23 protein-coding genes are annotated in these 26617 nt (G+C 70.2%); 19 read left to right on the forward strand and 4 right to left on the reverse strand.

All coding sequences use genetic code 11. The features are described 5' to 3' along the window. The 12 genes from murF (at position 1) to DI272_RS35945 (ending at position 12510) form a co-directional block, all read left to right on the forward strand. Positions 1–1416 (forward strand): UDP-N-acetylmuramoyl-tripeptide--D-alanyl-D-alanine ligase, encoded by a 1416-nt coding sequence (murF, locus tag DI272_RS35890; RefSeq protein ID WP_109499345.1) that lies wholly within the window; start codon positions 1–3, stop codon positions 1414–1416. Further along, positions 1413–2486 carry a phospho-N-acetylmuramoyl-pentapeptide-transferase gene (gene mraY, locus DI272_RS35895; protein WP_181387428.1) on the forward strand — a complete coding sequence of 358 codons (1074 nt, stop codon included), beginning with the start codon at positions 1413–1415 and terminating at the stop codon, positions 2484–2486. The genes murF and mraY overlap by 4 nt, the downstream gene beginning before the upstream one ends. Further along, on the forward strand, positions 2468–3910 hold the full coding sequence (gene murD, locus DI272_RS35900; protein WP_181387429.1) for a UDP-N-acetylmuramoyl-L-alanine--D-glutamate ligase: 1443 nt from the start codon (positions 2468–2470) through the stop codon (positions 3908–3910). Before mraY ends, murD begins: the two co-directional genes overlap by 19 nt. A 20-nt stretch (positions 3911–3930) precedes the next feature. Next, complete coding sequence (ftsW, locus tag DI272_RS35905) at positions 3931–5295, forward strand: putative lipid II flippase FtsW (protein ID WP_109499347.1); 1365 nt, start codon at positions 3931–3933, stop codon at positions 5293–5295. A gap of 6 nt (positions 5296–5301) precedes the next feature. Further along, positions 5302–6399, forward strand: a complete 1098-nt coding sequence (gene murG / locus DI272_RS35910) for an undecaprenyldiphospho-muramoylpentapeptide beta-N-acetylglucosaminyltransferase (protein WP_109499348.1) — start codon at positions 5302–5304, stop codon at positions 6397–6399. 26 nt (positions 6400–6425) lie between these two features. Next, positions 6426–7223 carry a cell division protein FtsQ/DivIB gene (locus DI272_RS35915; protein ID WP_109499349.1) on the forward strand — a complete coding sequence of 266 codons (798 nt, stop codon included), beginning with the start codon at positions 6426–6428 and terminating at the stop codon, positions 7221–7223. Between the two features lie 277 nt (positions 7224–7500). After that, the gene (ftsZ, locus tag DI272_RS35920; RefSeq protein WP_109501231.1) at positions 7501–8700 is read left to right on the forward strand and encodes a cell division protein FtsZ; all 1200 of its coding nucleotides are present in this window, start codon (positions 7501–7503) and stop codon (positions 8698–8700) included. Continuing rightward, entirely contained in the window at positions 8697–9425 is a 729-nt protein-coding gene (pgeF, locus tag DI272_RS35925) for a peptidoglycan editing factor PgeF (protein WP_109499350.1), read from the forward strand. Before ftsZ ends, pgeF begins: the two co-directional genes overlap by 4 nt. Before the next feature lie 6 nt (positions 9426–9431). Then, positions 9432–10151 (forward strand): YggS family pyridoxal phosphate-dependent enzyme, encoded by a 720-nt coding sequence (locus DI272_RS35930; RefSeq protein ID WP_109499351.1) that lies wholly within the window; start codon positions 9432–9434, stop codon positions 10149–10151. A gap of 129 nt (positions 10152–10280) precedes the next feature. Then, positions 10281–10922, forward strand: coding sequence for a cell division protein SepF (locus DI272_RS35935; RefSeq protein ID WP_097262896.1), 642 nt, complete (start codon positions 10281–10283; stop codon positions 10920–10922). 72 nt (positions 10923–10994) lie between these two features. Next, positions 10995–11279 (forward strand): YggT family protein, encoded by a 285-nt coding sequence (locus tag DI272_RS35940; protein WP_007448661.1) that lies wholly within the window; start codon positions 10995–10997, stop codon positions 11277–11279. A gap of 52 nt (positions 11280–11331) precedes the next feature. Continuing rightward, complete coding sequence (locus DI272_RS35945; RefSeq protein ID WP_109499352.1) at positions 11332–12510, forward strand: DivIVA domain-containing protein; 1179 nt, start codon at positions 11332–11334, stop codon at positions 12508–12510. 195 nt (positions 12511–12705) lie between these two features. Here DI272_RS35945 and ileS read toward each other — a convergent pair whose 3' ends face one another. Beyond that, positions 12706–15843, reverse strand: coding sequence for an isoleucine--tRNA ligase (gene ileS / locus DI272_RS35950; protein ID WP_109499353.1), 3138 nt, complete (start codon positions 15841–15843; stop codon positions 12706–12708). A gap of 598 nt (positions 15844–16441) precedes the next feature. Between ileS and DI272_RS35960 the strand changes: the two genes are divergently transcribed. The 6 genes from DI272_RS35960 (at position 16442) to DI272_RS35985 (ending at position 21985) form a co-directional block, all read left to right on the forward strand. After that, complete coding sequence (locus DI272_RS35960; RefSeq protein ID WP_109499354.1) at positions 16442–17404, forward strand: TraR/DksA family transcriptional regulator; 963 nt, start codon at positions 16442–16444, stop codon at positions 17402–17404. Between the two features lie 61 nt (positions 17405–17465). Then, the gene (gene lspA, locus DI272_RS35965) at positions 17466–18062 is read left to right on the forward strand and encodes a signal peptidase II (RefSeq protein ID WP_109499355.1); all 597 of its coding nucleotides are present in this window, start codon (positions 17466–17468) and stop codon (positions 18060–18062) included. A 43-nt stretch (positions 18063–18105) separates the two neighbouring features. Beyond that, positions 18106–19050, forward strand: a complete 945-nt coding sequence (locus DI272_RS35970) for an RluA family pseudouridine synthase (protein ID WP_109499356.1) — start codon at positions 18106–18108, stop codon at positions 19048–19050. Beyond that, a complete protein-coding gene (locus DI272_RS35975) occupies positions 19047–19517 on the forward strand; it encodes a GNAT family N-acetyltransferase (RefSeq protein WP_109499357.1) in 471 nt (156 codons plus the stop codon). Before DI272_RS35970 ends, DI272_RS35975 begins: the two co-directional genes overlap by 4 nt. A 71-nt stretch (positions 19518–19588) precedes the next feature. Beyond that, entirely contained in the window at positions 19589–21175 is a 1587-nt protein-coding gene (locus tag DI272_RS35980) for a Na+/H+ antiporter (RefSeq protein WP_109499358.1), read from the forward strand. 69 nt (positions 21176–21244) lie between these two features. Then, on the forward strand, positions 21245–21985 hold the full coding sequence (locus tag DI272_RS35985; RefSeq protein WP_109499359.1) for an SDR family NAD(P)-dependent oxidoreductase: 741 nt from the start codon (positions 21245–21247) through the stop codon (positions 21983–21985). Positions 21986–21989: 4 nt separating this feature from the next. Here DI272_RS35985 and DI272_RS35990 read toward each other — a convergent pair whose 3' ends face one another. Beyond that, entirely contained in the window at positions 21990–23105 is a 1116-nt protein-coding gene (locus DI272_RS35990; protein WP_109499360.1) for a mechanosensitive ion channel family protein, read from the reverse strand. A 29-nt stretch (positions 23106–23134) separates the two neighbouring features. On the opposite strand from DI272_RS35990, the gene DI272_RS35995 reads away from it, so the two are divergent. After that, positions 23135–23704 (forward strand): dienelactone hydrolase family protein, encoded by a 570-nt coding sequence (locus tag DI272_RS35995; protein WP_109499361.1) that lies wholly within the window; start codon positions 23135–23137, stop codon positions 23702–23704. A gap of 1 nt (position 23705) precedes the next feature. On the opposite strand, the gene DI272_RS36000 is transcribed toward DI272_RS35995, so the two are convergent. Continuing rightward, the gene (locus DI272_RS36000; protein WP_109499362.1) at positions 23706–24695 is read right to left on the reverse strand and encodes a zinc metalloprotease; all 990 of its coding nucleotides are present in this window, start codon (positions 24693–24695) and stop codon (positions 23706–23708) included. 176 nt (positions 24696–24871) lie between these two features. Further along, positions 24872–26530: an alkaline phosphatase gene (locus tag DI272_RS36005; RefSeq protein ID WP_109499363.1), complete on the reverse strand. Its 1659-nt coding sequence runs from the start codon at positions 26528–26530 to the stop codon at positions 24872–24874. Positions 26531–26617: the final 87 nt, after the last annotated feature.

The following is a 26617-nucleotide window of genomic DNA, read 5'->3' on the forward strand; positions in this document are numbered from 1 at the left end:
GTGATCGCCCTCTCTCTCGCCGAGATCGCCTCAGTCGTCGGCGGGCAGACGCACGACATACCGGATCCGTCGGTCCAGGTCACCGGGCCGGTCGTCCGGGACTCCCGGGAAGTGGAGCCCGGCAGCCTCTTCGTCGCCTTCGTCGGCGAACGCGTCGACGGCCACGACTTCGCGGCCCAGGTCGTCGGGGCGGGCGCGGTTGCCGTCCTGGCGTCGCGCCCCGTCGGGGTGCCCGCGATCGTCGTGGACGACGTCCAGGCGGCCCTCGGCGCCCTCGCACGCGATGTCGTACGACGGCTCGGCGCGACCCTCGTGGCGCTGACCGGCTCGGCCGGCAAGACCAGCACCAAGGACCTGATCGCCCAGGTGCTCCAGCGCAAGGCGCCGACGGTGTGGACGCCGGGCTCGCTCAACAACGAGATCGGGCTGCCCCTGACCGCCCTGTCCGCCACCGAGGAGACGCAGTTCCTCGTGCTGGAGATGGGCGCCCGCGGCATCGGCCACATCCGCTACCTCACCGAACTGACGCCCCCGAAGATCGGCCTGGTCCTCAACGTCGGCACCGCCCACATCGGCGAGTTCGGCGGCCGGGAGCAGATCGCGCAGGCCAAGGGCGAGCTCGTCGAAGGGCTGCCGCCATCGGAAGAGGGCGGCACGGCGATCCTCAACGCCGACGATCCTCTCGTACGGGCCATGGCGTCCCGTACGAAGGCGAAGGTGCTCCTTTTCGGAGAGTCCGACGAAGCGGACGTTCGCGCCGAGAACGTGAGACTCACGGACACGGGACAGCCGGCCTTCAGGCTTCGCACACCCTCCGGTGACAGCGACGTGACCATGCGCCTGTACGGTGAGCACCACGTGTCGAACGCGCTCGCCGCGGCCGCCGTCGCCCATGAGCTGGGCATGTCCGCGGAAGAGATCGCCACCGCGCTCTCCGAGGCGGGCTCCCTCTCCCGCTGGCGGATGGAGGTCACCGAGCGCCCGGACGGCGTGACCGTCGTCAACGACGCCTACAACGCCAACCCCGAATCCATGCGGGCCGCACTGCGCGCGCTCGTGGCCATGGGCCGGGGGCGGCGGACCTGGGCGGTGCTCGGCAAGATGGCCGAGCTCGGGGACGAGGCGCTCGCCGAGCACGACGCGGTCGGACGGCTCGCCGTCCGGCTCAACGTCAGCAAGCTCGTCGCGGTCGGGGGCAGGGAAGCGTCCTGGCTGCAACTGGGCGCATATAACGAGGGTTCGTGGGGTGAGGAGTCGGTGCACGTGTCCGACGCACAGGCGGCGGTCGACCTGTTGCGCAGCGAGCTGCGCCCGGGAGACGTCGTACTCGTGAAGGCGTCCCGTTCGGTCGGTCTGGAGAGCATCGCCGCTGCGCTGCTCGCGACCGGTGCCGAGGGTGAGGTTTCCGCCCGATGATGAAGCAAGTCCTGTTTGCAGGAGTCATTGGTCTGTTCCTGACCCTGGTCGGCACCCCGCTGCTGATCAAGCTGCTGGCCCGCAAGGGCTACGGCCAGTACATCCGCGACGACGGCCCGCGCGAGCACGCCAGCAAGCGCGGTACGCCGACCATGGGCGGTATCGCCTTCATCCTGGCGACGGTCGCCGCCTACTTCCTGTCCAAGGTCATCACCGGCTACCCGCCCACCTACTCGGGCCTGTTGGTGCTCGGCCTGATGGTCGGCATGGGCCTGGTCGGCTTCCTCGACGACTACATCAAGATCGTCAAGCGGCGTTCGCTCGGCCTGCGGGCCAAGGCGAAGATGGCCGGCCAGCTGATCGTCGGCATCAGCTTCGCGGTGCTCGCGCTGATGTTCCCGGACGCCCGCAACAACACCCCGGCCTCCGACAAGCTGTCGTTCATCACGGACTTCGGCTGGAAGATCGGCCCGGTGCTGTTCGTGATCTGGGCCCTGTTCATGATCCTCGCCATGTCGAACGGCGTGAACCTGACGGACGGTCTGGACGGTCTGGCCACCGGCGCCTCCGTCCTCGTCTTCGGCGCCTACACCTTCATCGGCGTCTGGCAGTTCCAGGAGTCCTGCGCCAACGCGGGCACCCTGACCAACCCCAACGCCTGCTACGAGGTGCGCGATCCGCTCGACCTCGCGGTCATCGCCTCGGCGCTGATGGGCGCCTGTCTCGGCTTCCTGTGGTGGAACACCTCCCCGGCGAAGATCTTCATGGGCGACACCGGTTCGCTCGCGCTCGGCGGTGTCCTCACCGGTCTGGCCATCTGCTCCCGCACGGAGCTGCTGGTGGCCATCATGGGCGGCCTGTTCGTCCTCATCACCATGTCGGTGGTCATCCAGGTCGGCTCGTTCCGTCTGACGGGCAAGCGCGTCTTCCGGATGGCGCCGCTCCAGCACCACTTCGAACTCAAGGGCTGGTCCGAGGTGCTCGTGGTGGTCCGCTTCTGGATCATCCAGGGCATCTGCGTGATCGTCGGCCTGGGCCTCTTCTACGCGGGATGGGCAGCGGAAAAGTGACCTCTTCGGTGTCCTCGGGGGACTTCGACTGGCAGGGCAAGCGCGTCACCGTCGCGGGCCTCGGCGTCTCCGGCATCCCGGCCGCCAAGGCGCTGCACGCGCGCGGGGCGCTCGTCACAGTCGTCAACGACGGCGACGACGCACGCGCGCGTGAGCAGGCCGCAGAGCTGGAGGCGCTGGGCATCACCGTGCGCCTCGGCGACGGCGCGTCCCTGCCGGAGGGCACCGAACTCATCGTCACGGCCCCCGGCTGGAAGCCCGACAAGCCGCTGTTCGAGGCGGCCCGCGCGGCCGGTGTGGAGATCTGGGGCGACGTCGAACTCGCCTGGCGGCTGCGCGGCCCCGAGGCGGCCCCCTGGCTCGCGATCACCGGCACCAACGGCAAGACCACGACCACCCAGATGCTGGCGTCGATCCTGAAGGCCGCGGGCCTGCGCACGGCGGCCGTCGGCAACATCGGGATCTCGGTGCTGGACGCGGTGCTCGGCGAGGAGCAGTACGACGTCCTCGCCGTGGAGCTGTCGAGCTACCAGCTCCACTGGGCACCCTCCGTACGCGCCCACTCGGCGGCCGTCCTCAACCTGGCCCCGGACCACCTCGACTGGCACGGCTCCATGGAGGCGTACGCGCGCGACAAGGGCCGCGTCTACGAGGGCAATCGCGTCGCCTGCGTCTACAACGTGGCCGACAAGGCCACCGAGGACCTGGTGCGCGAGGCCGACGTCGAGGAGGGCTGCCGGGCCATCGGCTTCACGCTGGGCACACCCGGCCCGTCCCAACTCGGCGTCGTGGAGGGCATCCTGGTCGACCGCGCCTTCGTCGAGAACCGGCAGAAGAACGCGCAGGAGCTCGCCGAGGTCGCCGACGTCAACCCGCCCGCCCCGCACAACATCGCCAACGCCCTTGCGGCGGCGGCCCTCGCGCGCGCCTTCGGGGTGCCCGCCAAGGCCGTACGCGACGGTCTGCGGGCGTTCACCCCGGACGCGCACCGCATCGCGCACGTGGCGGACGTGGACGGCGTCGCGTACGTCGACGACTCCAAGGCCACCAACACCCACGCCGCGGAAGCCTCGTTGGCCGCGTACGAGTCCATCGTGTGGATCGCCGGCGGACTCGCCAAGGGCGCTGCCTTCGACGAGCTGGTCGCCAAGTCGGCAAAGCGACTTCGGGGCGCGGTGCTGATCGGCCAGGACCGTGAGCTGATCCGCGAAGCCCTCGCGCGACACGCCCCGGAAGTACCCGTCGTCGACCTCGACCGGACCGACACTGGGGCGATGCTCCAGGCGGTGACGGAGGCGAAGCGGCTGGCTCGGCCCGGCGACACGGTGCTGCTGGCCCCGGCCTGCGCGTCCATGGACATGTTCACCAACTACAACCAGCGCGGTGACGCGTTCGCGGAGGCGGTTCGCGAACTCGGCTCCTGACCGACGTAGCGGAGGCTCTGATGCCCAGCAGCCGTACCGGCCGACCGCCCGTGCAGCGGACCGTCAGACGTCCCGCCGCTCCCCGGACCGTGCGCGACAATCCCGTACGACGGCTCCACACGCGCGCGAAAAAGGCCTGGGACCGGCCGCTGACCGCGTACTACCTGATCCTCGGCGGCAGTCTGCTGATCACCGTGCTGGGTCTGGTGATGGTCTACTCGGCCTCCCAGATCAAGGCGTTGCAGATGTCGCTGCCCGGCTCGTACTTCTTCCGCAAGCAGTTGCTGGCCGCGGCGATCGGCGCCGGGCTGCTGCTTCTGGCCTCCCGGATGCCGGTGAAGCTGCACCGGGCGCTGGCCTACCCGATCCTCGCGGGCGCGGTCTTCCTGATGGCCCTGGTGCAGGTGCCGGGGATAGGGATGGCGGTCAACGGCAACCAGAACTGGATCTCGCTCGGCGGCTCCTTCCAGATCCAGCCCAGTGAGTTCGGCAAGCTCGCGCTCGTGCTGTGGGGCGCCGACCTGCTCGCGCGCAAGCAGGACAAGAAGCTGCTGAGCCAGTGGAAGCACATGCTGGTGCCGCTCGTCCCGGTCGCGTTCATGCTGCTCGGGCTGATCATGCTCGGCGGCGACATGGGCACGGCGATCATCCTGACGGCGATCCTGTTCGGCCTGCTGTGGCTCGCGGGGGCGCCGACCCGGCTGTTCGTGGGGGTGCTGTCGATCGCCGGTCTGATCGGCCTGATCCTCATCAAGACCAGCCCCAACCGGATGGCCCGGCTCGCCTGCATCGGCGCCACCGAGCCCCGGTCGGCGGGCGCCGACTGCTGGCAGGCCGTGCACGGCATCTACGCCCTCGCCTCCGGCGGAATCTTCGGCTCCGGGCTCGGTGCGAGTGTGGAAAAATGGGGTCAACTCCCGGAAGCGCACACGGACTTCATCTTCGCCGTCACCGGTGAGGAACTGGGCCTGGCGGGGACGCTGTCGGTGCTCGCCCTGTTCGCGGCTCTAGGCTATGCGGGTATCCGCGTGGCCGGCCGCACGGAGGACCCCTTCGTCAGGTATGCCGCGGGAGGCGTGACCACCTGGGTCACGGCCCAGGCCGTGATCAACATCGGTGCGGTGCTCGGTCTGCTGCCGATCGCCGGTGTCCCCCTCCCGCTGTTCTCCTACGGAGGATCCGCCCTGCTGCCGACCATGTTCGCGATCGGGCTGCTGATCGCCTTCGCTCGCGACGAGCCCGCTGCGCGGGCCGCGCTTGCGATGCGGCAACCCCGCTTTGGTAGAAAGCGGGGTGCCGGGGGCTCCGCTCGGACCAGGGAGCCTCGGAGATGGAACACGATGCGACGGCGTGCCTCGGCGGCACGTACGTCCGGAGAGCGGTGAATTTCGGTGCATGTCGTACTCGCCGGTGGGGGGACCGCCGGCCACATCGAGCCCGCGCTCGCCCTCGCGGACGCCCTGCGCAGGCAGGACCCGACCGTGGGGATCACGGCGCTGGGCACGGAGCGCGGCCTTGAGACCCGCCTCGTCCCCGAGCGCGGCTACGAACTCGCGCTGATCCCCGCCGTACCGCTGCCACGCAAGCCCACCCCCGAGCTGATCACCGTCCCGGGCCGGCTGCGCGGCACGATCAAGGCCGCCGAGCAGGTCCTGGAGCGCACCAAGGCGGACGCCGTCGTCGGCTTCGGCGGTTACGTGGCGCTGCCCGGCTACCTCGCCGCCAAACGCCTGGGCGTGCCGATCGTGATCCACGAGGCCAACGCCCGCCCCGGCCTGGCCAACAAGATCGGCTCGCGGTACGCCGCCCAGGTCGCCGTCTCCACCCCGGACAGCAAGCTGCGCGGCGCCCGCTACATCGGCATCCCGCTGCGCCGCACCATCGCCACCCTGGACCGGGCCGCCGTCCGCCCCGAGGCCCGCGCGGCGTTCGGCCTCGACCCGAACCTGCCGACCCTCCTGGTCTCCGGCGGCTCCCAGGGCGCCCGCCGCCTCAACGAGGTCGTCCAGCAGGTCGCCCCCTGGCTCCAGCAGGCCGGCATCCAGATCCTGCACGCGGTCGGCCCGAAGAACGAACTGCCGCAGGTGCACCATATGCCGGGGATGCCGCCGTACATCCCGGTACCGTACGTGGACCGGATGGACCTCGCGTACGCCGCGGCCGACATGATGCTTTGCCGCGCGGGTGCGATGACCGTCGCCGAGCTCTCCGCCGTCGGACTCCCGGCCGCCTACGTCCCGCTGCCCATCGGCAACGGCGAACAGCGGCTCAACGCCCAGCCGGTGGTCAAGGCGGGCGGCGGCCTGCTGGTCGACGACGCGGAGCTCACCCCGGAGTGGGTCCAGCAGAACGTCCTGCCCGTGCTCGCCGATCCGCACCGGCTGTACCAGATGTCCCGCGCCGCCGCCGAGTTCGGCCGCCGGGACGCCGACGACCTGCTCGTCGGCATGGTGTACGAGGCGATCGCCGCCAACCGTGCACGTCACTAGGAACGTATGACCGAAGGGCAGGGAGCGTGGCCGGACCGACCACCGCCGAACGCGGCGAGCGCCAGCAGGAGTCGTCGTCCGCTCCGCCCCCTGCCCGACGGTTGAGGCTGCCCCGGCCTCGTACGATCATCATCCTGGCCGTCGCCCTGGTCCTCCTCGGCGCCGGTTCCGTCTGGGCCCTCTACGGCTCCCAATGGCTGCGCGTGGAGCGGGTGTCGGTCTCCGGCACCGGCGTCCTGACGCCCGCACAGGTGCGCGAGGCCGCGGATGTGCCCCTCGGGTCGCCGCTGATTTCGGTCGACACCGATGCGATCGAGGCACGCTTGCTCCGGAAATTGCCCCGAATTGACTCGGTTGACGTGACTCGCTCCTGGCCCCACGGAATCGGGCTGAAAGTGGTCGAGCGCACTCCGGTCCTGATTGTCGAAAAGGGCGGAAAGTTTGTCGAAGTGGACGACGACGGCGTCCGTTTTGCCACGGTTTCTCGGGCCCCGAAAGGCGTCCCCGCACTCGAATTGACGGTCTCCGAGTCCGGCTCCGCCGCCGCGAGCCTGCGCCGCTTCGGCGAGGACCGGCTGGTGCGGGAGGCGGTACGCGTGGCCGGTGACATTCCGGCCGCCGTCGCGAAGACGGCACGGACCGTCAAGGTGCGTTCGTACGACGACATCTCGCTGGAGTTGAGCGGCGGCCGGACGGTCGAGTGGGGGAGCAGCGAGAAGGGTGCCGCAAAAGCCCGTACGCTCACCGGCCTGCTGAAAGCGGCGGCCGGTGCGCGGCACTTCGACGTCTCGGTTCCCACCGCCCCTGCGTCATCGGGGAGTTGACGCACATCCGCGCAGGCCACCACCCTGGTTGGGCAGCGACATGGCTGATCACATAGGGTGAAAAGAAAAACGGGAGGTTCGGCGTGTTCGTTGAACGTGCGCCACTTGTCGACTTAGTGTCCTGTTCAGAAGACTCCAGGGAACAGACACACTGGTAACCCTAAACTTCAACGTTAGGGTTCGGGTCGGCACTATGGACCGTCCCATTCGGCATCCGTCGTCAGCTCGCATGACCCGCGAGACGACGACACGTAACTCGAGGCGAGAGGCCTTCGACGTGGCAGCACCGCAGAACTACCTCGCAGTCATCAAAGTCATCGGTGTCGGCGGCGGTGGTGTCAATGCCATCAACCGGATGATCGAGGTCGGTCTCAAGGGTGTCGAGTTCATCGCCATCAACACCGACGCGCAGGCGCTGTTGATGAGCGACGCCGACGTCAAGCTCGACGTCGGCCGTGAACTCACCCGCGGACTCGGCGCCGGCGCCAACCCGGCTGTCGGCCGCAAGGCCGCCGAGGACCACCGCGAGGAGATCGAGGAGGTCCTCAAGGGGGCCGACATGGTCTTCGTGACGGCCGGTGAAGGCGGCGGCACCGGCACCGGCGGCGCACCCGTCGTGGCCAACATCGCCCGCTCTCTCGGCGCCCTGACCATCGGCGTGGTCACCCGCCCGTTCACCTTCGAGGGCCGGCGCCGCGCCAACCAGGCCGAGGACGGCATCGCGGAACTCCGCGAAGAGGTCGACACCCTCATCGTCATCCCCAACGACCGGCTGCTGTCCATCTCGGACCGCCAGGTCTCGGTGCTCGACGCCTTCAAGTCGGCCGACCAGGTCCTGCTCTCCGGTGTCCAGGGCATCACCGACCTCATCACCACGCCCGGCCTGATCAACCTCGACTTCGCCGACGTCAAGTCGGTCATGTCCGAGGCCGGTTCGGCCCTCATGGGCATCGGCTCGGCCCGCGGCGACGACCGCGCGGTGGCCGCCGCCGAGATGGCGATCTCCTCGCCGCTGCTGGAGGCGTCCATCGACGGCGCCCGCGGTGTGCTGCTCTCCATCTCCGGCGGTTCCGACCTCGGTCTGTTCGAGATCAACGAGGCCGCCCAGCTGGTCTCCGAGGCCGCCCACCCCGAGGCCAACATCATCTTCGGCGCGGTCATCGATGACGCCCTCGGCGACGAGGTGCGCGTCACGGTGATCGCCGCCGGCTTCGACGGCGGCCAGCCGCCGGCCCGCCGGGACAACGTCCTCGGCTCGGCCTCGTCGTCCACGGCCCGCCGCGAGGAGCCCGCTCCGGCACGGCAGACCGAGTCCCGCCCGACCTTCGGCTCGCTCGGCAGCGTCACGCCGAAGGAGGAGCCGGAGCCCGCGCCCGAGCCGGTCGCCGACCTCCCGGTCGCCCCGCCGGTGCCGCCGTCGCGGACCTACTCGGACAGTGCGGCCGAGGAACTGGACGTGCCGGACTTCCTGAAGTGATAGGACAGCGCGACACCGTGAGCGGCGCGCACTTCGCCTTCACCGACCGGTGGGGCGGGGTGAGCGCCGTTCCGTACGAGGAGCTGAACCTCGGCGGGGCGGTCGGCGACGACGCCGACGCCGTCCGCGCCAATCGTGAACTGGCCGCCAAGTCGCTGGGGATCGACCCGGCGCGGGTGGTCTGGATGAACCAGGTGCACGGGGCCGACGTCCAGGTGGTCTCCTCGCCGTGGGGGGACCGGCCGGTGCCGGAGGTCGACGCGGTGGTCACCGCCGAGCGCGGTCTCGCCCTCGCCGTCCTCACCGCCGACTGCACGCCCGTCCTGCTCGCCGACCCGGTCGCCGGTGTCGTGGCCGCGGCCCACGCGGGCCGGCCCGGAATGATCGCGGGGGTCGTCCCCGCCGCCGTACGGGCCATGACCGGACTCGGCGCCGATCCCGCCCGGATCGTCGCCCGCACCGGACCCGCCGTCTGCGGCCGGTGCTACGAAGTGCCGGAGGAGATGCGCGCCGACGTCGCCGCCGTCGAACCGGCGGCGTACGCCGAGACGAGTTGGGGCACTCCCGCCGTCGACGTGACCGCCGGAGTGCACGCGCAGCTCGACCGGCTCGGGGTGCGCGACCGGGAGCAGTCGCCGGTGTGCACGCTGGAGTCGGGCGACCACTTCTCGTACCGCCGCGAGCGCACCACGGGGCGACTCGCGGGATATGTCTGGCTGGACTGAGAGAGCATGACGGACCGTAAGGGCGAACTCGCCGCAAATCTGGCGAAGGTGGAGGAGCGCATCGCCGCCGCGTGCGTGGCCGCGGGGCGCAAGCGTGAAGAGGTGACCCTGATCGTGGTCACCAAGACGTATCCCGCGAGCGATGTGCGGATCCTGTCGGAGCTCGGTGTCCGTGACGTCGCCGAGAACAAGGACCAGGACGCGGCCCCCAAGGCGGCCGAATGTGCTGATCTGCCCCTTACTTGGCACTTTGTTGGCCAATTGCAGACCAATAAAGTGCGATCCGTGGTCGGTTACGCGGATCTCGTGCAGTCCGTCGATCGTTCGAAGCTGGTGACGGCCCTCTCCAAGGAGGCCGTCCGGGCCGGGCGCGAGGTCGGGTGTCTGATCCAGGTCGCGCTCGACGCGGGTGAGAGCGCGCGCGGGGAGCGGGGTGGCGTGGCGCCGGGCGGAATCGAAGAGTTGGCCGACCTCGTCGCGCAGGCTCCGGGGCTGCGGCTCGACGGGTTGATGACCGTCGCGCCGCTCACCGGGGAGTACGCGGGACGCGAACTGGCGGCGTTCGAGCGGTTGATGGATTTGTCGACCGACCTGCGCCGAGCTCATCCGGCTGCGAACATGGTCTCGGCAGGGATGAGTGCGGATCTCGAACAGGCCGTGGCCGCCGGAGCGACACATGTACGCGTCGGTACCGCGGTACTCGGAGTCCGCGCGAGGCTCGGGTAACGTCGCCAGGAAGTCGGACCACAGCAGAAAATATGGTCATTGCCGCCGAAAGGCGGGCGTAACGACCTCGTGGATCGCAGGCACTTGGCAGTCGTCAGCAGATCCACCACAGAGCGGAGGACTCAGAGCATGGCCGGCGCGATGCGCAAGATGGCGGTCTACCTCGGCCTCGTGGAGGACGATGGGTACGACGGCCGCGGTTTCGACCCCGACGACGACTTCGAACCCGAACTGGACCCGGAGCCCGAGCGGGACCACCGGCGGCACGAACCGGTGCACCAGTCTCATGGTGCACATCAGTCCCAAAGGGACGAAGAGGTGCGAATCGTGCAGCCGTCCACCCCGCGTGAACCGGTCGCCCGTTCCGCTTCGCTAGCCGCGGAATCCGGACGTCCGGCGCGGATCGCGCCCGTGGCGTCCATCACACAAGAACGCCAGAGCCTGGAGAAGAACGCACCGGTGATCATGCCCAAGGTCGTGTCGGAACGAGAGCCTTACCGGATCACCACACTTCACCCGCGGACCTACAACGAGGCCCGTACCATCGGGGAACACTTCCGCGAGGGCACCCCTGTGATCATGAATCTCACTGAGATGGATGACACAGACGCCAAGCGACTTGTCGACTTTGCGGCCGGTTTGGTGTTTGGTCTTCACGGCAGCATCGAGCGGGTGACGCAGAAGGTGTTCCTGTTGTCGCCTGCTAACGTCGATGTCACGGCGGAGGACAAGGCCCGTATCGCAGAGGGCGGGTTCTTCAACCAGAGCTGAGACGCAAGGCCGGAAACAGCAGTACAAGCAGTACCCGCAGCACGGAAAACAGGGGAGAGGGAAGCACAGGTCATGAGCGTGGTTCTGGATGTCGTCTACATCGCGCTGATGTGCTTCCTGATCGTGCTCATCTTCCGGTTGGTCATGGACTACGTCTTCCAGTTCGCCCGCTCATGGCAACCTGGCAAGGCGATGGTGGTCGTTCTGGAGGCCACCTACACTGTCACCGATCCACCGCTCAAGCTTCTGCGGCGGTTCATTCCGCCGCTGCGTCTCGGGGGCGTGGCGCTCGACCTGTCCTTCTTCGTACTGATGATCATCGTCTACATCCTGATCTCGATCGTGAGCCGGCTGTGAGCGATGTGAACTACCGTCTTGCCGATGCCGACGACTACGTTGAGGTGAAGAGATGCCGTTGACCCCCGAGGACGTGCGGAACAAGCAGTTCACGACCGTCCGCCTCCGAGAAGGCTATGACGAGGACGAGGTCGATGCCTTCCTCGATGAGGTCGAAGCCGAACTGACCCGCCTGCTCCGCGAGAACGAGGACCTGCGCGCCAAGCTGGCCGCGGCGACGCGTGCCGCCGCGCAGAACCAGCAGAACATGCGCAAGCCCCCGGAGGGGCCCGGCGGTCCCGGTCCGCAGGACCAGCAGCAGGGGATGCCCCAGCAGGGCATGCCTCAGCAGGGGATGCCGCAGCAGGGCATGCGTGGGCCCGGCGGCCCCGTGCCGGCCGGCATATCTGGCCCGCCGCAGCAGCAGATGGGCGGCCCCATGGGTGGCCCGCCCCAGCTGCCGAGCGGTGCGCCGCAGCTGCCTGCCGGTCCCAGCGGTGGCCAGGGTGGCCCGCAGGGTCCCGGTCCGATGGGCCAGGGTCCGATGGGTCAGGGCCCCATGGGCGGTCAGCCGCCCATGCAGCAGCAGATGGGTGGCCCGATGGGCGGCCCCATGGGCGGTCCGATGGGCGGCCCCGGTCAGGGTCCCGGTGGCGACAGCGCCGCCCGTGTCCTCTCGCTGGCCCAGCAGACCGCCGACCAGGCGATCGCCGAGGCCCGTTCCGAGGCCAACAAGATCGTCGGCGAGGCGCGTTCGCGTGCCGAGGGTCTCGAGCGTGACGCCCGTGCCAAGGCCGACGCGCTGGAGCGGGACGCGCAGGAGAAGCACCGCGTCGCGATGGGCTCCCTGGAGTCCGCCCGCGCCACGCTGGAGCGCAAGGTCGAGGACCTGCGTGGCTTCGAGCGCGAGTACCGCACCCGCCTGAAGTCCTACCTGGAGTCGCAGCTGCGTCAGCTGGAGACCCAGGCCGACGACTCGCTGGCCCCGCCGCGTACCCCGGCGACCGCGTCGCTTCCGCCGTCCCCGGCGCCCTCGATGGCTCCGGCCGGTGCGAGTGCCCCGTCCTACGGTGGCAACCCGGGCGGTATGGGTGGTGCTCCGGCGCCGGCCGCTCCGTCCTACGGCGGCCAGCAGCAGATGTCGCCCGCGATGACCCAGCCGATGGCTCCGGTCCGGCCGCAGGGTCCGTCGCCGATGGGGCAGGCTCCCTCGCCGATGCGTGGGTTCCTGATCGACGAGGACGACAACTGACGAGTTGTAGTACGCCATAGGCGTCGGCAGCGTTCAAAGGGGCGAGCCCTGGACTTCGGTCCGGGGCTCGCCCCTTTTACGCGGGTTGATCAGTGGGGTGGGTCCGAGGGCGCGAGGGGTGGGGTTGATGTGGGGGCGTGGCAAAGGCCTGGTCTCCCCGGGTGAGGAGACCAGGCCTCGTAGGCCGTGCCCGCGTTACGCCTTGCGCAGGCGGAACGTCAGGGACAGGCCCTCGTCGGTGAACGGCTCGCCGTAGCTGTCGTCCGCCTCGCCCTGGGCGAAGTCCGTCGACAGCACCTCGTCGGCGATCAGGGGTGCGTGCTCGGTCAGGGCCGCGATCACCGCCGGGTCCGTGGACGTCCAGCGCAGGGCGATCCGGTCGGCCACGTCCAGGCCGCTGTTCTTGCGAGCCTCCTGGATCAGGCGGATCGCGTCACGGGCGAGGCCCGCCTGGCGGAGCTCCTCCGTGATCTCCAGGTCCAGGGCGACCGTGGCACCCGAGTCGGAGGCGACCGACCAGCCCTCGCGCGGGGTCTCCGTGATGATCACCTCGTCGGGAGCGAGGGTGATCGTCTCGCCGTCGACCTCGACCGACGCCGTGCCCTCGCGCAGCGCCAGGGACAGGGCGGCGGCGTCCGCGTTCGCGACCGCCTTCGCCACGTCCTGGACCCGCTTGCCGAACCGCTTGCCCAGGGCGCGGAAGTTGGCCTTCGCGGTGGTGTCGACCAGGCTGCCGCCGACCTCGGAGAGGGACGCCAGGGCCTCGACGTTCAGCTCCTCCGTGATCTGCGCGTGCAGTTCACGGTCGAGGGCGTCGAAACCGGTCGCGGCGATGAGCGCACGGGACAGCGGCTGACGGGTCTTCACACCCGACTCCGCGCGCGTGGCCCGGCCCAGCTCGACCAGGCGGCGGACCAGGACCATCTGCCGCGACAGCTCCGGGTCGATGGCGGAGAGGTCCGCCTCCGGCCACGAGGACAGGTGGACCGACTCGGGCGCGCCCGGGGTCACCGGGACGACCAGGTCCTGCCAGACCCGCTCCGTGATGAACGGGGTCAGCGGGGCCATCAGCTTGGTGACCGTCTCGACGACCTCGTGCAGCGTGCGCAGCGCGGCCTTGTCGCCCTGCCAGAAGCGGCGGCGCGAGCGGCGGACGTACCAGTTGGACAGGTCGTCGACGAAGGCCGAGAGGAGCTTGCCGGCGCGCTGGGTGTCGTAGGCCTCCAGCGCCTGCGTCACCTGGTCGGTGAGCGCGTGGAGTTCGGACAGCAGCCAGCGGTCCAGGACCGGGCGGTCGGCCGGGGCCGGGTCGGCCGCGGACGGGGCCCAGTTCGACGTGCGGGCGTACAGGGCCTGGAAGGCGACCGTGTTCCAGTACGTCAGCAGAGTCTTGCGGACGACCTCCTGGATCGTGCCGTGGCCCACCCGGCGGGCCGCCCACGGGGAGCCGCCGGCCGCCATGAACCAGCGGACGGCGTCGGCGCCGTGCTGGTCCATCAGCGGGATCGGCTGGAGGATGTTGCCCAGGTGCTTGGACATCTTCCGGCCGTCCTCGGCGAGGATGTGGCCGAGGCAGACGACGTTCTCGTACGAGGACTTGTCGAAGACCAGCGTGCCGACCGCCATCAGCGTGTAGAACCAGCCGCGGGTCTGGTCGATGGCCTCGCTGATGAACTGGGCCGGGTAGCGGGACTCGAAGAGTTCCTTGTTCTTGTACGGGTAGCCCCACTGCGCGAACGGCATCGAACCGGAGTCGTACCAGGCGTCGATGACCTCGGGCACGCGCGTGGCCGTCTTGCCGCAGGCGTCCTTGGGGCAGGCGAAGGTGACGTCGTCGATGAACGGGCGGTGCGGGTCCAGGGACGACTGGTCGGTGCCGGTCAGCTCGGTGAGCTCCGCGCGGGAGCCGGCCACGGTGAGGTGGTCGTCCTCGCAGCGCCAGATCGGCAGCGGGGTGCCCCAGTAGCGGTTGCGGGACAGCGCCCAGTCGATGTTGTTGTTCAGCCAGTCGCCGTACCGGCCGTGCTTGACCGTGTCCGGGAACCAGTTGGTGTTCTCGTTCTCCTGGAGGAGGCGGTCCTTGATGGCCGTGGTGCGGATGTACCAGGACGGCTGCGCGTAGTAGAGGAGCGCGGTGTGGCAGCGCCAGCAGTGCGGGTAGCTGTGCTCGTACGGGATGTGCTTGAAGAGGAGGCCGCGCTGCTGGAGGTCCTCGGTGAGCCGTTCGTCCGCCTTCTTGAAGAAGACGCCGCCGACAAGGGGGACGTCCTCCTCGAAGGTGCCGTCGGGGCGGACCGGGTTCACCACCGGGAGGCCGTACGCGCGGCAGACCTTGAGGTCGTCCTCACCGAAGGCGGGGGACTGGTGGACCAGGCCCGTACCGTCCTCGGTCGTGACGTACTCGGCGTTGACGACGAAATGCGCCGGCTCCGGGAACTCCACGAGCTCGAAGGGACGTTGATACGTCCAGCGCTCCATCTCGGCGCCCGTGAAGGACTGGCCGGTGGTCTCCCAGCCCTCGCCGAGCGCCTTGGCGAGCAGAGGTTCGGCGACGACGAGCTTCTCCTCGCCGTCGGTGGCGACGACGTAGGTGACGTCGGGGTGCGCGGCGACGGCCGTGTTGGACACCAGCGTCCAGGGCGTCGTCGTCCACACCACGAGCGCGGCCTCGCCGGCGAGCGGACCGGAGGTGAGCGGGAAACGGACGTACACGGACGGGTCGACGACCGTCTCGTAGCCCTGTGCCAGCTCGTGGTCCGACAGGCCGGTGCCGCAGCGGGGGCACCAGGGGGCCACGCGGTGGTCCTGGACCAGCAGGCCCTTGTTGAAGATCTCCTTGAGCGACCACCAGACGGATTCGATGTACTCGGGGTCCATCGTGACGTAGGCGTCGTCGAGGTCGACCCAGTAGCCCATGCGGGTCGTCAGCTCGGAGAACGCGTCGGTGTGGCGCAGCACGGACTCGCGGCACTTGTCGTTGAACTCGGCGATGCCGTACGCCTCGATGTCCTGCTTGCCGCTGAAGCCGAGCTCCTTCTCCACCGCGAGCTCCACCGGGAGGCCGTGGCAGTCCCAGCCGGCCTTGCGGGCCACGTGGTAGCCGCGCATGGTGCGGAAGCGGGGGAAGACGTCCTTGAAGACGCGGGCCTCGATGTGGTGGGCGCCCGGCATGCCGTTGGCGGTGGGCGGGCCCTCGTAGAACACCCACTCGGGGCGGCCCTCGGACTGCTCCAGGGACTTGGCGAAGATCTTCTGCTCGCGCCAGAAGTCGAGCACCGCGTGCTCGAGCGCGGGCAGATCGACCTGGGCGGGCACCTGGCGGTACTGCGTCATCAGTCTTCCTCCGGCGGACTTGCTGCCTTCCGTCCGGAGGGACGAGAGCTGTCTTCTGTACGCCGGTTTCGGCGCGCTCCCGCGGTACCACCCTCCTTGGCCCTCCCGCGCGCCGTACGCGCCGGTGAGCCCCCTCATTGGGGTCGCGATGCCGGGTCTACCACCCGCCGTCTGTCGACTGCGGGGTTCTTCCGGCGGCTCCGGGGTGATCTTCACGTCGCGCTCGCCCCCGGGCTTCCACCGTCCCCGGGTCGCTCTGGGCTGCGTACGTCGCTACTCGTCCCCATCCACGCTTTTCGCTCCGCCCAGTGTACGGCGCCGCGCGGACAGCGGCCGACCGGTTTTCCCGGCCTCGGCGGGGCGGGGGCCGGGGGCGCCGGGGTGACCCGAATGGATCGGTACGCGTGTTCGGATTCCGGGACGCTCGGTCCGGCGGATTACCCGGCGGGGAGCTGGGCACAACGCTTGCATGTCTGGCGTGCTCCCTGCGCGAGGCGGGCGAATCGGGCGGTGCGTCCCGTTGCCGCGGGGCTCAAGTCGATTTATCGTCCCAGCACGATTCGCGTGCAAGATCACAAAATGTGAAGGGGCCGCGGCCATGGTGGCGAAGAAGACCGCCGATCAGCAGTCGGCGTCGGGCAGGTCCACACATGCCTCCGGCGGTGCGGCCAAGGACGTGGGCGGGAAAAAGGCGGTGGGCGCGGCAGCGAAGCGGACGACCGCGGGGAAGACGGCCGCGGTGAAGACCACGGCCGAGAAGAAGCCGGCCGAGAAGAGCGCAGCCGCGAAGAAGACGGCTGCGAAGAAGACGGCAGGGAAGACGACGGCCGGGAAGGCGGTGGCCGGGAAGGCGGCTGCAAAGAAGGCCGCCGTCGCCAAGAAGGCGGTGGGAACGAAGGAGACCGTCGCCAAGGAGGCGGCGGGGAGCAAGAAGGCGGTGGCGGCCGGGAAGGCGGGCGTGAAGAAGGCGGCCGCCAAGAAGACCGCTGCCGCGAAGGGCACCTCCACGACGAGCGCGGCCGGCAAGAGCGCGGCCAAGAAGGCGGGCGCGGCGCAGGCCGCGCAGCAGACGGGAGCCACGACGGTGGTTGCGAAGAAGACTCCTGGCACGGCCACGGCGGCGCAGACCGCCGTCCCCAAGGCACGTCTCGCCGCGGCGGAGCCGGGCGAGCTCGCGGTCCGTCCCGGCGAGGACCCCTGGACCCCGGAGGAGGTCGCCGAGGCGCGCGCCGAGCTCCAGTCCGAGGCGCTGCGGCTGCGCTCCGAGATCACGACGTCCGAGGAGTCCCTGGTGGGCCTGATGCGGGACTCCGGGGACGGTGCGGGCGACGACCAGGCCGACACCGGCACCAAGAACATCACGCGTGAGCACGAGATGGCCCTCGCGGCCAACGCGCGCGAGATGCTCGAACAGACCGAGCGTGCCCTGGATCGTCTGGACGCGGGTACCTACGGTCTGTGCGAGAACTGCGGCAACCCGATCGGCAAGGCGCGAATGCAGGCGTTCCCGCGCGCGACCCTGTGCGTGGAGTGCAAGCAGAAGCAGGAACGCCGGTACTGAGGGTGCAGCGGGGCGTGCCGTACCCTCGTCCTCAGTCAGGCACCTAGGTTGAGGGACTCACGTGACCGAAGCGGAGCGCATGATCGGTACGCCGGACACCCCGGAGGGGGACGGGGCCGAGCCGGAGCAGGCAGCCGGGCAGGAGGGCGTCGGGGAGCGGCCCCAGCCCAGGGGCAAGCGCCGGATCGCCGTACTGTTCGCGGTCGCCGCCTTCGCGTACCTCCTCGACCTGGGCAGCAAGCTGCTCGTGGTCGCCAAGCTGGAGCACCACGACTCGATCGAGATCGTCGGGGACTGGCTGAAGTTCGAGGCGATCCGCAACGCGGGCGCCGCCTTCGGCTTCGGCGAGGCCTTCACCGTGATCTTCACGGTGATCGCGGCGGCCGTGATCGTGGTCATCGCCCGGCTCGCCCGCAAGCTCTACAGCCTGCCCTGGGCGATCGCGCTCGGACTGCTCCTCGGCGGTGCGCTCGGCAACCTCACGGACCGGATCTTCCGCTCCCCGGGCGTCTTCGAGGGCGCGGTCGTCGACTTCATCGCGCCGAAGCACTTCGCGGTGTTCAACCTCGCCGACTCGGCGATCGTGTGCGGCGGCATCCTGATCGTGCTGCTGTCCTTCAAGGGCCTCGACCCGGACGGGACCGTCCACAAGGACTGAGCGCGCGTTCGGGACTGTCGCACCCGTCCGGCATACTCGACGGGTGAGCACGATTCCCGAGATCCGTACCCTGCCCGTGCCGGACGGCCTGGAGGGCGAGCGCGTCGACGCCGCCATCTCCCGCATGTTCGGCTTCTCCCGCACCAAGGCGGCCGAGCTGGCGGCGGCGGGCAAGGTCCAGGTCGACGGGTCCGTGGTCGGCAAGTCCGAGCGCGTGCGCGGCGGCGCCTGGCTGGAGGTCGAGATGCCCGGCGCGCCCGCCCCGGTGCAGATCGTCGCCGAGCCGGTCGAGGGCATGGAGATCATCCATGACGACGACGACGTGGTCGTCATCGTCAAGCCCGTCGGGGTCGCCGCCCACCCGTCGCCGGGCTGGACCGGCCCGACCGTCATCGGCGGGCTCGCCGCCGCCGGGTACCGCATCTCGACCTCCGGCGCCGCCGAGCGCCAGGGCATCGTGCACCGCCTCGACGTCGGCACCTCCGGTCTGATGGTGGTCGCCAAGTCGGAGTACGCGTACACGTCGCTCAAGCGCCAGTTCAAGGAGCGCACGGTCGACAAGCGCTACCACACCCTCGTCCAGGGCCACCCGGACCCGACGAGCGGCACCATCGACGCCCCCATCGGACGCCACCCCCACCACGACTACAAGTGGGCGGTGACCGCCGACGGCAAGCCGTCGATCACCCACTACGACCTCATCGAGGCGTTCCGCGCGGCCTCCCTGCTCGACGTGAAGCTGGAGACCGGCCGCACCCACCAGATCCGCGTGCACATGGCCGCCCACCGCCACCCCTGCGTCGGCGACCTCACCTACGGCGCCGACCCGACCCTCGCCAAGCGGCTGCGCCTGACCCGGCAGTGGCTGCACGCGGTCCGTCTCGGCTTCGAGCACCCCGGGGACGGGCAGTGGGTCGAGTTCGAGAGCGACTACCCGCAGGACCTCCAGCAGGCCCTGGACCAGGTCCGCGAGGAGACGTACGCGTGAGCGGGCCGGCGTACGCCGTGCGGGTCGCCGAGGACCCCGCGGACCGGGAGCTGTGCTTCGCCGTGCGCAAGCAGGTCTTCGTCGTCGAGCAGGGCGTTCCGGAGGATCTGGAGTACGACGCGTACGACACCGTGGCGCTGCATGTGCTGGCCGTGCGGGACGACGGGGTGCCGCTGGGCACCGGGCGGCTGCTGTACGGCGAGGCGGCCGCCGAGAAGGTCGCCGGCGATCTCTCCCTCGGGTCGCTCGGGCGGCTGGCGGTCGCCGAGGAGGCGCGGGGTCTCGGCGTCGGCGTGGCGCTCGTACGGGCCATCGAGGACGCGGCACGCGCGCGTGGGCTCGCGGCGGTGGATCTGCACGCGCAGACGCACGCGCTGGGGTTCTACGAGCGGCTCGGGTACGAGGCGTACGGGCCGGAGTACCTGGAGGCGGGGATTCCGCACCAGGGGATGCGGCGCGCGCTGTAGCTGATCGGCTCGGGTGTCGTGGCAGGCTGGGTCGCTGAAGTCCTGCTCGTCCGACCCGCCGGAGCCTGACCGTGGATCAGTTGGCCCTGCTGTTCGTGCTGTTGCTCGGGGCCGTGGTGAGCGTTCCGGTGGGGGACCGGTTCAAGCTGCCGGCACCGGTGCTCATGACCCTGCTCGGGATCGTTCTCGCGCTCCTCGACTTCGTGCCGAACGTCGACATCGCGCCTGAACTGATCCTGCCCCTTCTGCTCCCGCCGCTGCTCTACGCGGCCGTGCGGCGCACCTCGTGGCGGCAGTTCGCGGCCAACGTACGGCCGATCCTGCTGCTGGCCGTGGCGCTGGTGTTCGTCACCACCCTGTGTGTGGCCGCCGTCGCCAACGCGATCGTCCCGGGGCTGCCGCTCGCCGCCGCCGTGGCGCTGGGCGCGCTGGTCGCGCCGCCCGACCCGGTCGCGGCGACCGCCGTCGCGGGGCAGCTGGGGCTGCCGCGGCGGCTGGTGTCGATCCTGGAGGGTGAGGGGCTCTTCAACGACGTGACGGCCATCGTGCTCTACCACGTGGCGATCGCCGCGGCCGTCAGCGGCTCCTTCGACCTCGGGGACGCCGCGTTCGAGCTGGTGCTCTCCGCGGTCGTCGCCGTCGGCATGGGGCTCGCCCTGGGCTGGGGCGCGAACAAGCTGATGGATCTGCTCGGCGACCCGACCCTCCAGATCGGGCTGACGCTCCTCGTGCCGTACGCCTCCTATGTGCTCGCGGAAGAACTGCACGGCTCCGGCGTCCTCGCCGTGCTCACCACCGCCCTCTTCCTCGCCGAGTACGGCACCGACGCCGACGACGTGCTCACCCGGCTCGCCGGACACACCTTCTGGGACATCGTCGACACGCTCGTCACCGGCGTGGCCTTCGGGCTGATCGGGCTGGAGCTGCACAACGCCGTCCGGACCGCGTCCGGGCGGTGGGGCGAGATGCTCGGCTGGGCGGCCGCGATCGTCGTGGTCGTCGTCCTCGTCCGCCTGGTGTGGCTGCTGCCCGCGACCTGGGTCGCCAAGCGGCTGCACGCCAAGCAGGACTACGACGAGGAGATCCCGATGACCTGGCGGGAGACCGTCGTCATGTGGTGGTCGGGGATGCGCGGGGTGGCGTCGGTGGCGCTGGCGCTGGCGATTCCGCTGAAGACCGACGAGGGGGGCGCCTTTCCCGACCGGGACGAGATCGTGTTCATCGCGTTCGGCGTCATCATGGCGACCCTGGTGCTTCAGGGGCTGACCCTGCCGTGGCTCGTGAAGCGGCTCGGCGTGAAGGCCGACACCGAGCGGGAGAAGGAGTTCGAGAGGAACCTCGCCATCCGGGCCGCCAAGGCCGCCAAGCGGCGGCTGAAGGAGATCGAGGAGGTCGAGGAGCTGCCGGAGGAGCTGTCCGAGCAGATGCTGCGGCGGGCCTTCGACATCGGGGTGCGGATCAGCCCGGACATGGGGGACGAGGAGCGGCGCGAGGCGCATCAGCAGCGGGCGAAGCGGCTGAAGCGGGTCCGGCGCATCCAGGGCGAGATGCTGAGCGCGGCGCGGCACGAGGTGCTGGCGGCGCGGAGCGAGCCGGGGGCGGATCCGGAGGTGGTGGATCGGGTGCTGCGGCATCTGGATGTTCGCAGCCTGCGCTGACGCGGCGGTCGCATGACCTTCGGGTGAAAACGGATGACGGCCCGCCGTGGCCCTTCGTAGGGTCGGATCATGGCTCGCAACGTGGTGATCAGCGGTGGTGGTACGGGAATCGGGCTTGCTGCGGCCCGCGTCTTCGCGGCGGACGGGGACCGGGTGCTGTTGCTCGGGCGGCGCAAGGAGGTGCTGGAAGGGGCGGCCGTACCCGGGGCGCTCAGCTGTGCCGCCGATCTCAGTGACCCGGCCGACGTGCGCGGGGTCGCCGGGTTCGTCGGGCGGGAACTGGGGGCCGTGGACGTCCTCGTCCACAGCGCCGGCGGCAACGGGCAGCTCGAACCACCCGCCGCCGGTGACGACCCGCTCGACGCCGTCGCACACCACTGGACCGTCAACTTCCGGCTCAATCTGCTGACCGCCGCGCTGCTCACCGAGGCCCTCAAGGACCGGCTCGCCTCGCCCGGCGGGCGGGTGCTGTTCGTGAGTTCCATCGCCGCCTACCGGGGATCGGGCAGCGGGGCGTACGGGGCCGCCAAGGCGGGACTGCACCCGTACGCGCACGACCTGGCCCGGGAGCTCGGCCCCCGCGGGATCACCGTGAACGTCGTCGCGCCCGGCTACATCGAGGACACCGAGTTCTTCGGCGGCGCCATCGACCCCGCCCGGCGGGAGCGGCTGATCGGCGAGACCGCCACCGGGCGCGCCGGGAACCCCGGGGACGTCGCCGAGACGCTGCACTGGCTCGCCTCGCCCGGCGCCGGGCACGTGACGTCGCAGGTCGTGCAGGTCAACGGGGGCGCCGAGCGGGGGCGTTGACGGTTCAGCGGGCCTGCCTCGGCGGCTCGTGCGCCCTGCGGGGCCCGCCGTCGGGGGAGGGGGTCGGACGGTTGCCGTTGGTGCTCGGGGGCAGGGCGGAGTCGGCCGTGTTGACGCGGGGCAGGGCGTAGGGGTGGTGCTCGGTCAGCCAGCGGATCATCTGCTCGCGGACCGTGACCCGCACCTTCCAGATGTCGTCGGCGTCCCTGGCGGTCACCAGGGCCCGCACCTGCATGGTGTTCGGCGTCGAGTCCGTGACCGTCAGATCGCAGGCACGGCCGTCCCACGCCGGGCACTCGCGGAGGATGTCGCGGAGCTTCTCCCGCATCGCCTCCATCGGCGCCGAGTGGTCCAGGTGCCAGTAGACGATGCCGGTCATCTGGGCGCCGCCGCGCGACCAGTTCTCGAACGGTTTCGAGGTGAAGTACGACACCGGCATGGTGATCCGGCGCTCGTCCCAGGTCCGGACGGTGAGGAAGGTCAGCGTGATCTCCTCGACCGTGCCCCACTCGCCGTCCACCACGACCGTGTCCCCTATGCGCACCATGTCGCCGAACGCGATCTGCAGCCCCGCGAACATGTTGCTCAGCGTGGACTGCGCCGCGACACCGGCGACGATGCCGAGGATTCCGGCCGAGGCCAGCAGCGAGGCACCGGCCGCGCGCATCGCCGGGAAGGTCAGCAGCATCGCGGCGATCGCCACCACGGCGACGACCGCCGTGACCACCCGTGTGATGAGAGTCACCTGGGTGCGGACGCGCCGGACCCGGGCCGGATCGCGCTGGGCGCGGGAGTAGCGGGTGTACGTCGTCTCCACGACCGCCGCCGCGATCCGGATCATCAGCCACGCCGTCGCCCCGATGAGGACCAGGGTCAGCGTCCGGCCGATGCCGACGCGGTGTTCCACCAGCACCCGCGCCTCGTCGTACGACCCTCTGAGCAGGGCCGCGAAGATGACGAGCTGGTAGGGGATGCGGCCGCGGCGCAGCAGGCCCCACAGCGGGGTCTCGCTCTGCCGTTGGTCGGCCTTGCGCATCAGCAGATCGGTGGCCCAGCCGATGAGGAGCGTGAGCACGACCGAGCCGCCGACGACGATCAGCGGGCGCAGTACGTTCTCCATGCCTCCGACCGTACTGGCACGATGGGCTCATGAACATCATGCTCTTTCACTCGACGTACGGTCTGCGGCCCGCGGTGCGCGCGGCGGCGGACCGGCTGCGCGCCGCCGGACACGAGGTCTGGACCCCGGATCTCTTCGAGGGGCGCACGTTCGAGACGGTCGAGGAGGGCATGGAGTTCAAGGACGGCATCGGCAAGGACGAGCTGCTCAAGCGGGCCGTGCTGGCCGCCGCGCCCTACTCGGAGCGGGGCCTGGTGTACGCCGGGTTCTCGTTCGGTGCCTCGGTCGCGCAGACCCTGGCCCTCGGCGACGACAAGGCGCGCGGGCTGCTGCTTCTGCACGGCACGTCGGACATCGCCGCCAACGCCTCCGTGGACGACCTGCCGGTCCAGCTGCACGTGGCCGAGCCGGACCAGTTCGAGACGGACGACTGGCTGAGCTCCTGGTATCTCCAGATGGGGCGCGCGGGCGCCGATGTGGAGGTCTACCGGTACGCCGGGGCCGGCCACCTCTACACCGACCCCGACCTGCCGGACTACGACGAGGAGGCCGCCGAGGCCACCTGGCGGGTGGCGCTCGGCTTCCTGGAGACCCTCTAGATCATCCGGCGGCGCGGTACGCCGCCCAGCTCTGCTGCATCCGCGTCACCTGACCCGAGGTGAACTGGTACATGCAGCTGTCGTACGTGTAGTCCATGAAGTTGTGGATCGGGTCGACGCCCGCCTTGGTGGTGCAGGTGTCGCGGCCGGTCGGGCACTGGTAGGCCGCGCTCTTCTCGGCCGGGGTGTCGTCGACGTAGTCGCCCTTGCCGCTGCAGCCGCCCTGGAAGGTGTGGTACAGCCCCATCCAGTGGCCGACCTCGTGGGTGGCGGTGTCGCCCTCGTTGTAGTTCGCCGCCGAGCCGCCGGGCAGGGAGGCGTCGAGGATGACGACGCCGTCCATCGAGGGGCTGGACTTGTAGGAACTGGGGAAGGTGGCCCAGCCGAGGAGGCCGTCGCCGAGGTTGGCGGTGTAGATGTTGAGCGCGTTCGCGCCGCCCTTGCGCAGGGCGGTCTTCATCGCCTTCTCCTCCGCCGAGCCGTAACCGACGTTGTACCAGGCGGCGTTGTCGGTGTAGTCGGTGCCGGCCAGCGTGAACTGGTAGCCGGAGTCGGTGTTCCCGGTGCCCTGGCCGGCGTAGGCCGCGTTCAGGACGTTCAGCTGGGCGCTGATGTCGGACGAGCTGAGGTTGCCGGTGGCGCCGTCGTGGATGACGTGGAAGTACACCGGGATGCTGGTGGAGGCGGCGGCGGCGAGGCTGCGGCTGCCGGACGAGGGCAGCTTGTCGAGCTTGGCGCGCAGATCGGCGTCCATCGCCTGGGCCTTGGCGGTGCTGATCTCGTTGGGCTCGGCGATGTTCTCGCCACTGCCCGGGCGGATCTCGCGGGCCGCGGCGTTCGTGTCCGTGCCGGCGCAGTCGGCGGCCGGAGCCTGGGCCGCCGCGACTCCGGTGGGCGCCGACAGGGGAGAGAGCATCAGGGTTCCGGCCACAACTGCCGTACCGAGAAGGCGTCTGCGCATAACAGGGGATATCCGGGCGAGCGCACGCATGCTGACTCCTAGCTGATGCGTCGGGGAGAGCGGACGCAGGGGTCTTCCTGGCCGCCGCCCGGAGATTACGTGTACATGCTCAGCCTGTAAATGCCTCCTGAACGCCTTCCGACCGGGCGAGTGGCGCGGCCGTATACGAACGCGGGCCGCGCCACTCACCGTTGGCCAAAACCTGACTACACGGGGTCGTACGTCCGCTCGACCTTCTGCGTGCCGGTCCTCGTGCGGTACGAACGGGCCCAGGACGAGGTCGCGTCGGCCTTCGTCTTGTCGGAGAGGACGTAGTAATCCATCTGCGCGCGGCCGGCGGTGATGTCCAGGACGCCGTAGCCGTGGCGGTCGGTGTCGACCCAGTGGACGTGCCGGTTGGCGGCCTTGATGATCGGCGCGGCGAGGGCGGAGACCGTGCCCTCGGGGACCTTGACGATGTCGTCGAGGTTGTCGGAGGTCACCGACGTCACGACGAACTCGGTCGCGGCCGAGGCCGACAGCGGATACGTGCCCGCGTCCACCGGCACGTCGTTGGCCCACGCCATGTGGATGTCACCGGTCAGGAACACGGTGTTGCGGATGGCGTTCGAGCGCAGGTGGGCCAGCAGCTCCCGGCGGTCGTCCGTGTAGCCGTCCCACTGGTCGGTGTTGAGGGCGAGGCCCTCCTTCGGCAGGCCCAGCAGCTCGGCGAGCGGCTTCAGCAGGTCCGCGGAGAGCGAGCCGATGGCGAACGGCGAGATCATCACCGAGTTGCCGACCAGCCGCCAGGTGGTGTCGGAGGACTTCAGCCCCGCCTTGAGCCAGTCCAGTTGGGCCCGGCCGGTGAGGGTGCGGTCCGGGTCGTCGACCGAGCCGTTGCCGACGGACACCTGCTGCGAGCGGAAGGACCGCAGGTCGAGGAGGGACAGGTCGACCAGCTTGCCGAAGCGCAGCCGCCGGTAGGTCGTCCCCGCGATCGCCGGACGCACCGGCATCCACTCGAAGTACGCCTGCTTGGCGGCCGCCTGGCGTGCGGCCCAGGCCCCCTCCGCGCCCTCGGTGTGGTTCTCCGCCCCGCCCGACCAGGCGTCGTTGGCGAACTCGTGGTCGTCCCAGATCGCGACGACCGGAGCGACCGTGTGCAGCGCCTGGAGGTCGGAGTCCGTCTTGTACTTGCCGTGCCGGACGCGGTAGTCGGCGAGGGTGAGGATCTCGTGGGTCGGCGCGTGCTGCCGTACGACGGTGTCGCGGGTGCCGTACTCGCCGGTGCCGTACTCGTATATGTAGTCGCCCAGGTGCAGCCAGGCGTCCAGGTCGCCGCGGGCCGCGAGATGGCGGTACGCGGAGAAGTGGCCGGCCTCCCAGTTGGCGCAGGAGACCACGCCGAAGCGGAGGTTGTTCACGGCCGCGTCCGCCGCCGGCGCGGTGCGGGTGCGCGCCGCCGGGGAGTCGGTGCCGCCCGCGGAGAAGCGGAACCAGTAGTCGGTGGCCGGGGCGAGGCCGCGCACGTCGGCCTTGACGGTGTGGTCGGAGGCGGCGGTCGCGGTGACGGAGCCTTTGGCGACGACGTTCGTGAACGCCTTGTCCGTGGCGACGGTCCAGTTCACCTCGGTGTCCGGGCCGAGCCCGGAGCCGGGTGTCGCCGCGGCCACGGGGGTCACCCGGGTCCACAGCAGGATGCCGTCGGGCAGCGGGTCGCCGGAGGCGACGCCGTGCAGGAAGGCGGGGGCCTCGTCGGCGGCGCCGGCGGGGAAGGGGGTCGCGAGGAGGGCGGCGCCCGCGGTGGCGGCGGCGGCCTTCACGACCGTACGGCGGCGCGGCGCCAGGGAGTTGAGGCGCTCGGATGCTCTGTGTTCACTGGTCACGAGCGCTCAGGTTACTGGCCGGTACGAGCGAAGAGCGGGCGAACCGGGAAAGTTCGCCCGCTCTTCAGCCGGAGGTCGCCTCAGGTC

It is taken from the genome of Streptomyces sp. Act143, assembly GCF_003143935.1.
In the GTDB taxonomy this organism is placed as follows: domain Bacteria; phylum Actinomycetota; class Actinomycetes; order Streptomycetales; family Streptomycetaceae; genus Streptomyces.

What these genes read in the sequence shown, in the direction of transcription:
- mraY (WP_181387428.1), top strand. Translation starts at nt 1,413, where the DNA reads ATGATGAAGCAAGTCCTGTTTGCAGGAGTCATTGGTCTGTTCCTGACC.
- murD (WP_181387429.1), top strand. Translation starts at nt 2,468, where the DNA reads ATGGGCAGCGGAAAAGTGACCTCTTCGGTGTCCTCGGGGGACTTCGAC.
- ftsW (WP_109499347.1), top strand. Translation starts at nt 3,931, where the DNA reads ATGCCCAGCAGCCGTACCGGCCGACCGCCCGTGCAGCGGACCGTCAGA.
- DI272_RS35930 (WP_109499351.1), top strand. Translation starts at nt 9,432, where the DNA reads ATGACGGACCGTAAGGGCGAACTCGCCGCAAATCTGGCGAAGGTGGAG.
- DI272_RS35935 (WP_097262896.1), top strand. Translation starts at nt 10,281, where the DNA reads ATGGCCGGCGCGATGCGCAAGATGGCGGTCTACCTCGGCCTCGTGGAG.
- DI272_RS35940 (WP_007448661.1), top strand. Translation starts at nt 10,995, where the DNA reads ATGAGCGTGGTTCTGGATGTCGTCTACATCGCGCTGATGTGCTTCCTG.
- DI272_RS35945 (WP_109499352.1), top strand. Translation starts at nt 11,332, where the DNA reads ATGCCGTTGACCCCCGAGGACGTGCGGAACAAGCAGTTCACGACCGTC.
- ileS (WP_109499353.1), bottom strand. Translation starts at nt 15,843, where the DNA reads ATGACGCAGTACCGCCAGGTGCCCGCCCAGGTCGATCTGCCCGCGCTC.
- DI272_RS35960 (WP_109499354.1), top strand. Translation starts at nt 16,442, where the DNA reads ATGGTGGCGAAGAAGACCGCCGATCAGCAGTCGGCGTCGGGCAGGTCC.
- DI272_RS35985 (WP_109499359.1), top strand. Translation starts at nt 21,245, where the DNA reads ATGGCTCGCAACGTGGTGATCAGCGGTGGTGGTACGGGAATCGGGCTT.
- DI272_RS35990 (WP_109499360.1), bottom strand. Translation starts at nt 23,105, where the DNA reads ATGGAGAACGTACTGCGCCCGCTGATCGTCGTCGGCGGCTCGGTCGTG.
- DI272_RS35995 (WP_109499361.1), top strand. Translation starts at nt 23,135, where the DNA reads ATGAACATCATGCTCTTTCACTCGACGTACGGTCTGCGGCCCGCGGTG.
- DI272_RS36000 (WP_109499362.1), bottom strand. Translation starts at nt 24,695, where the DNA reads ATGCGTGCGCTCGCCCGGATATCCCCTGTTATGCGCAGACGCCTTCTC.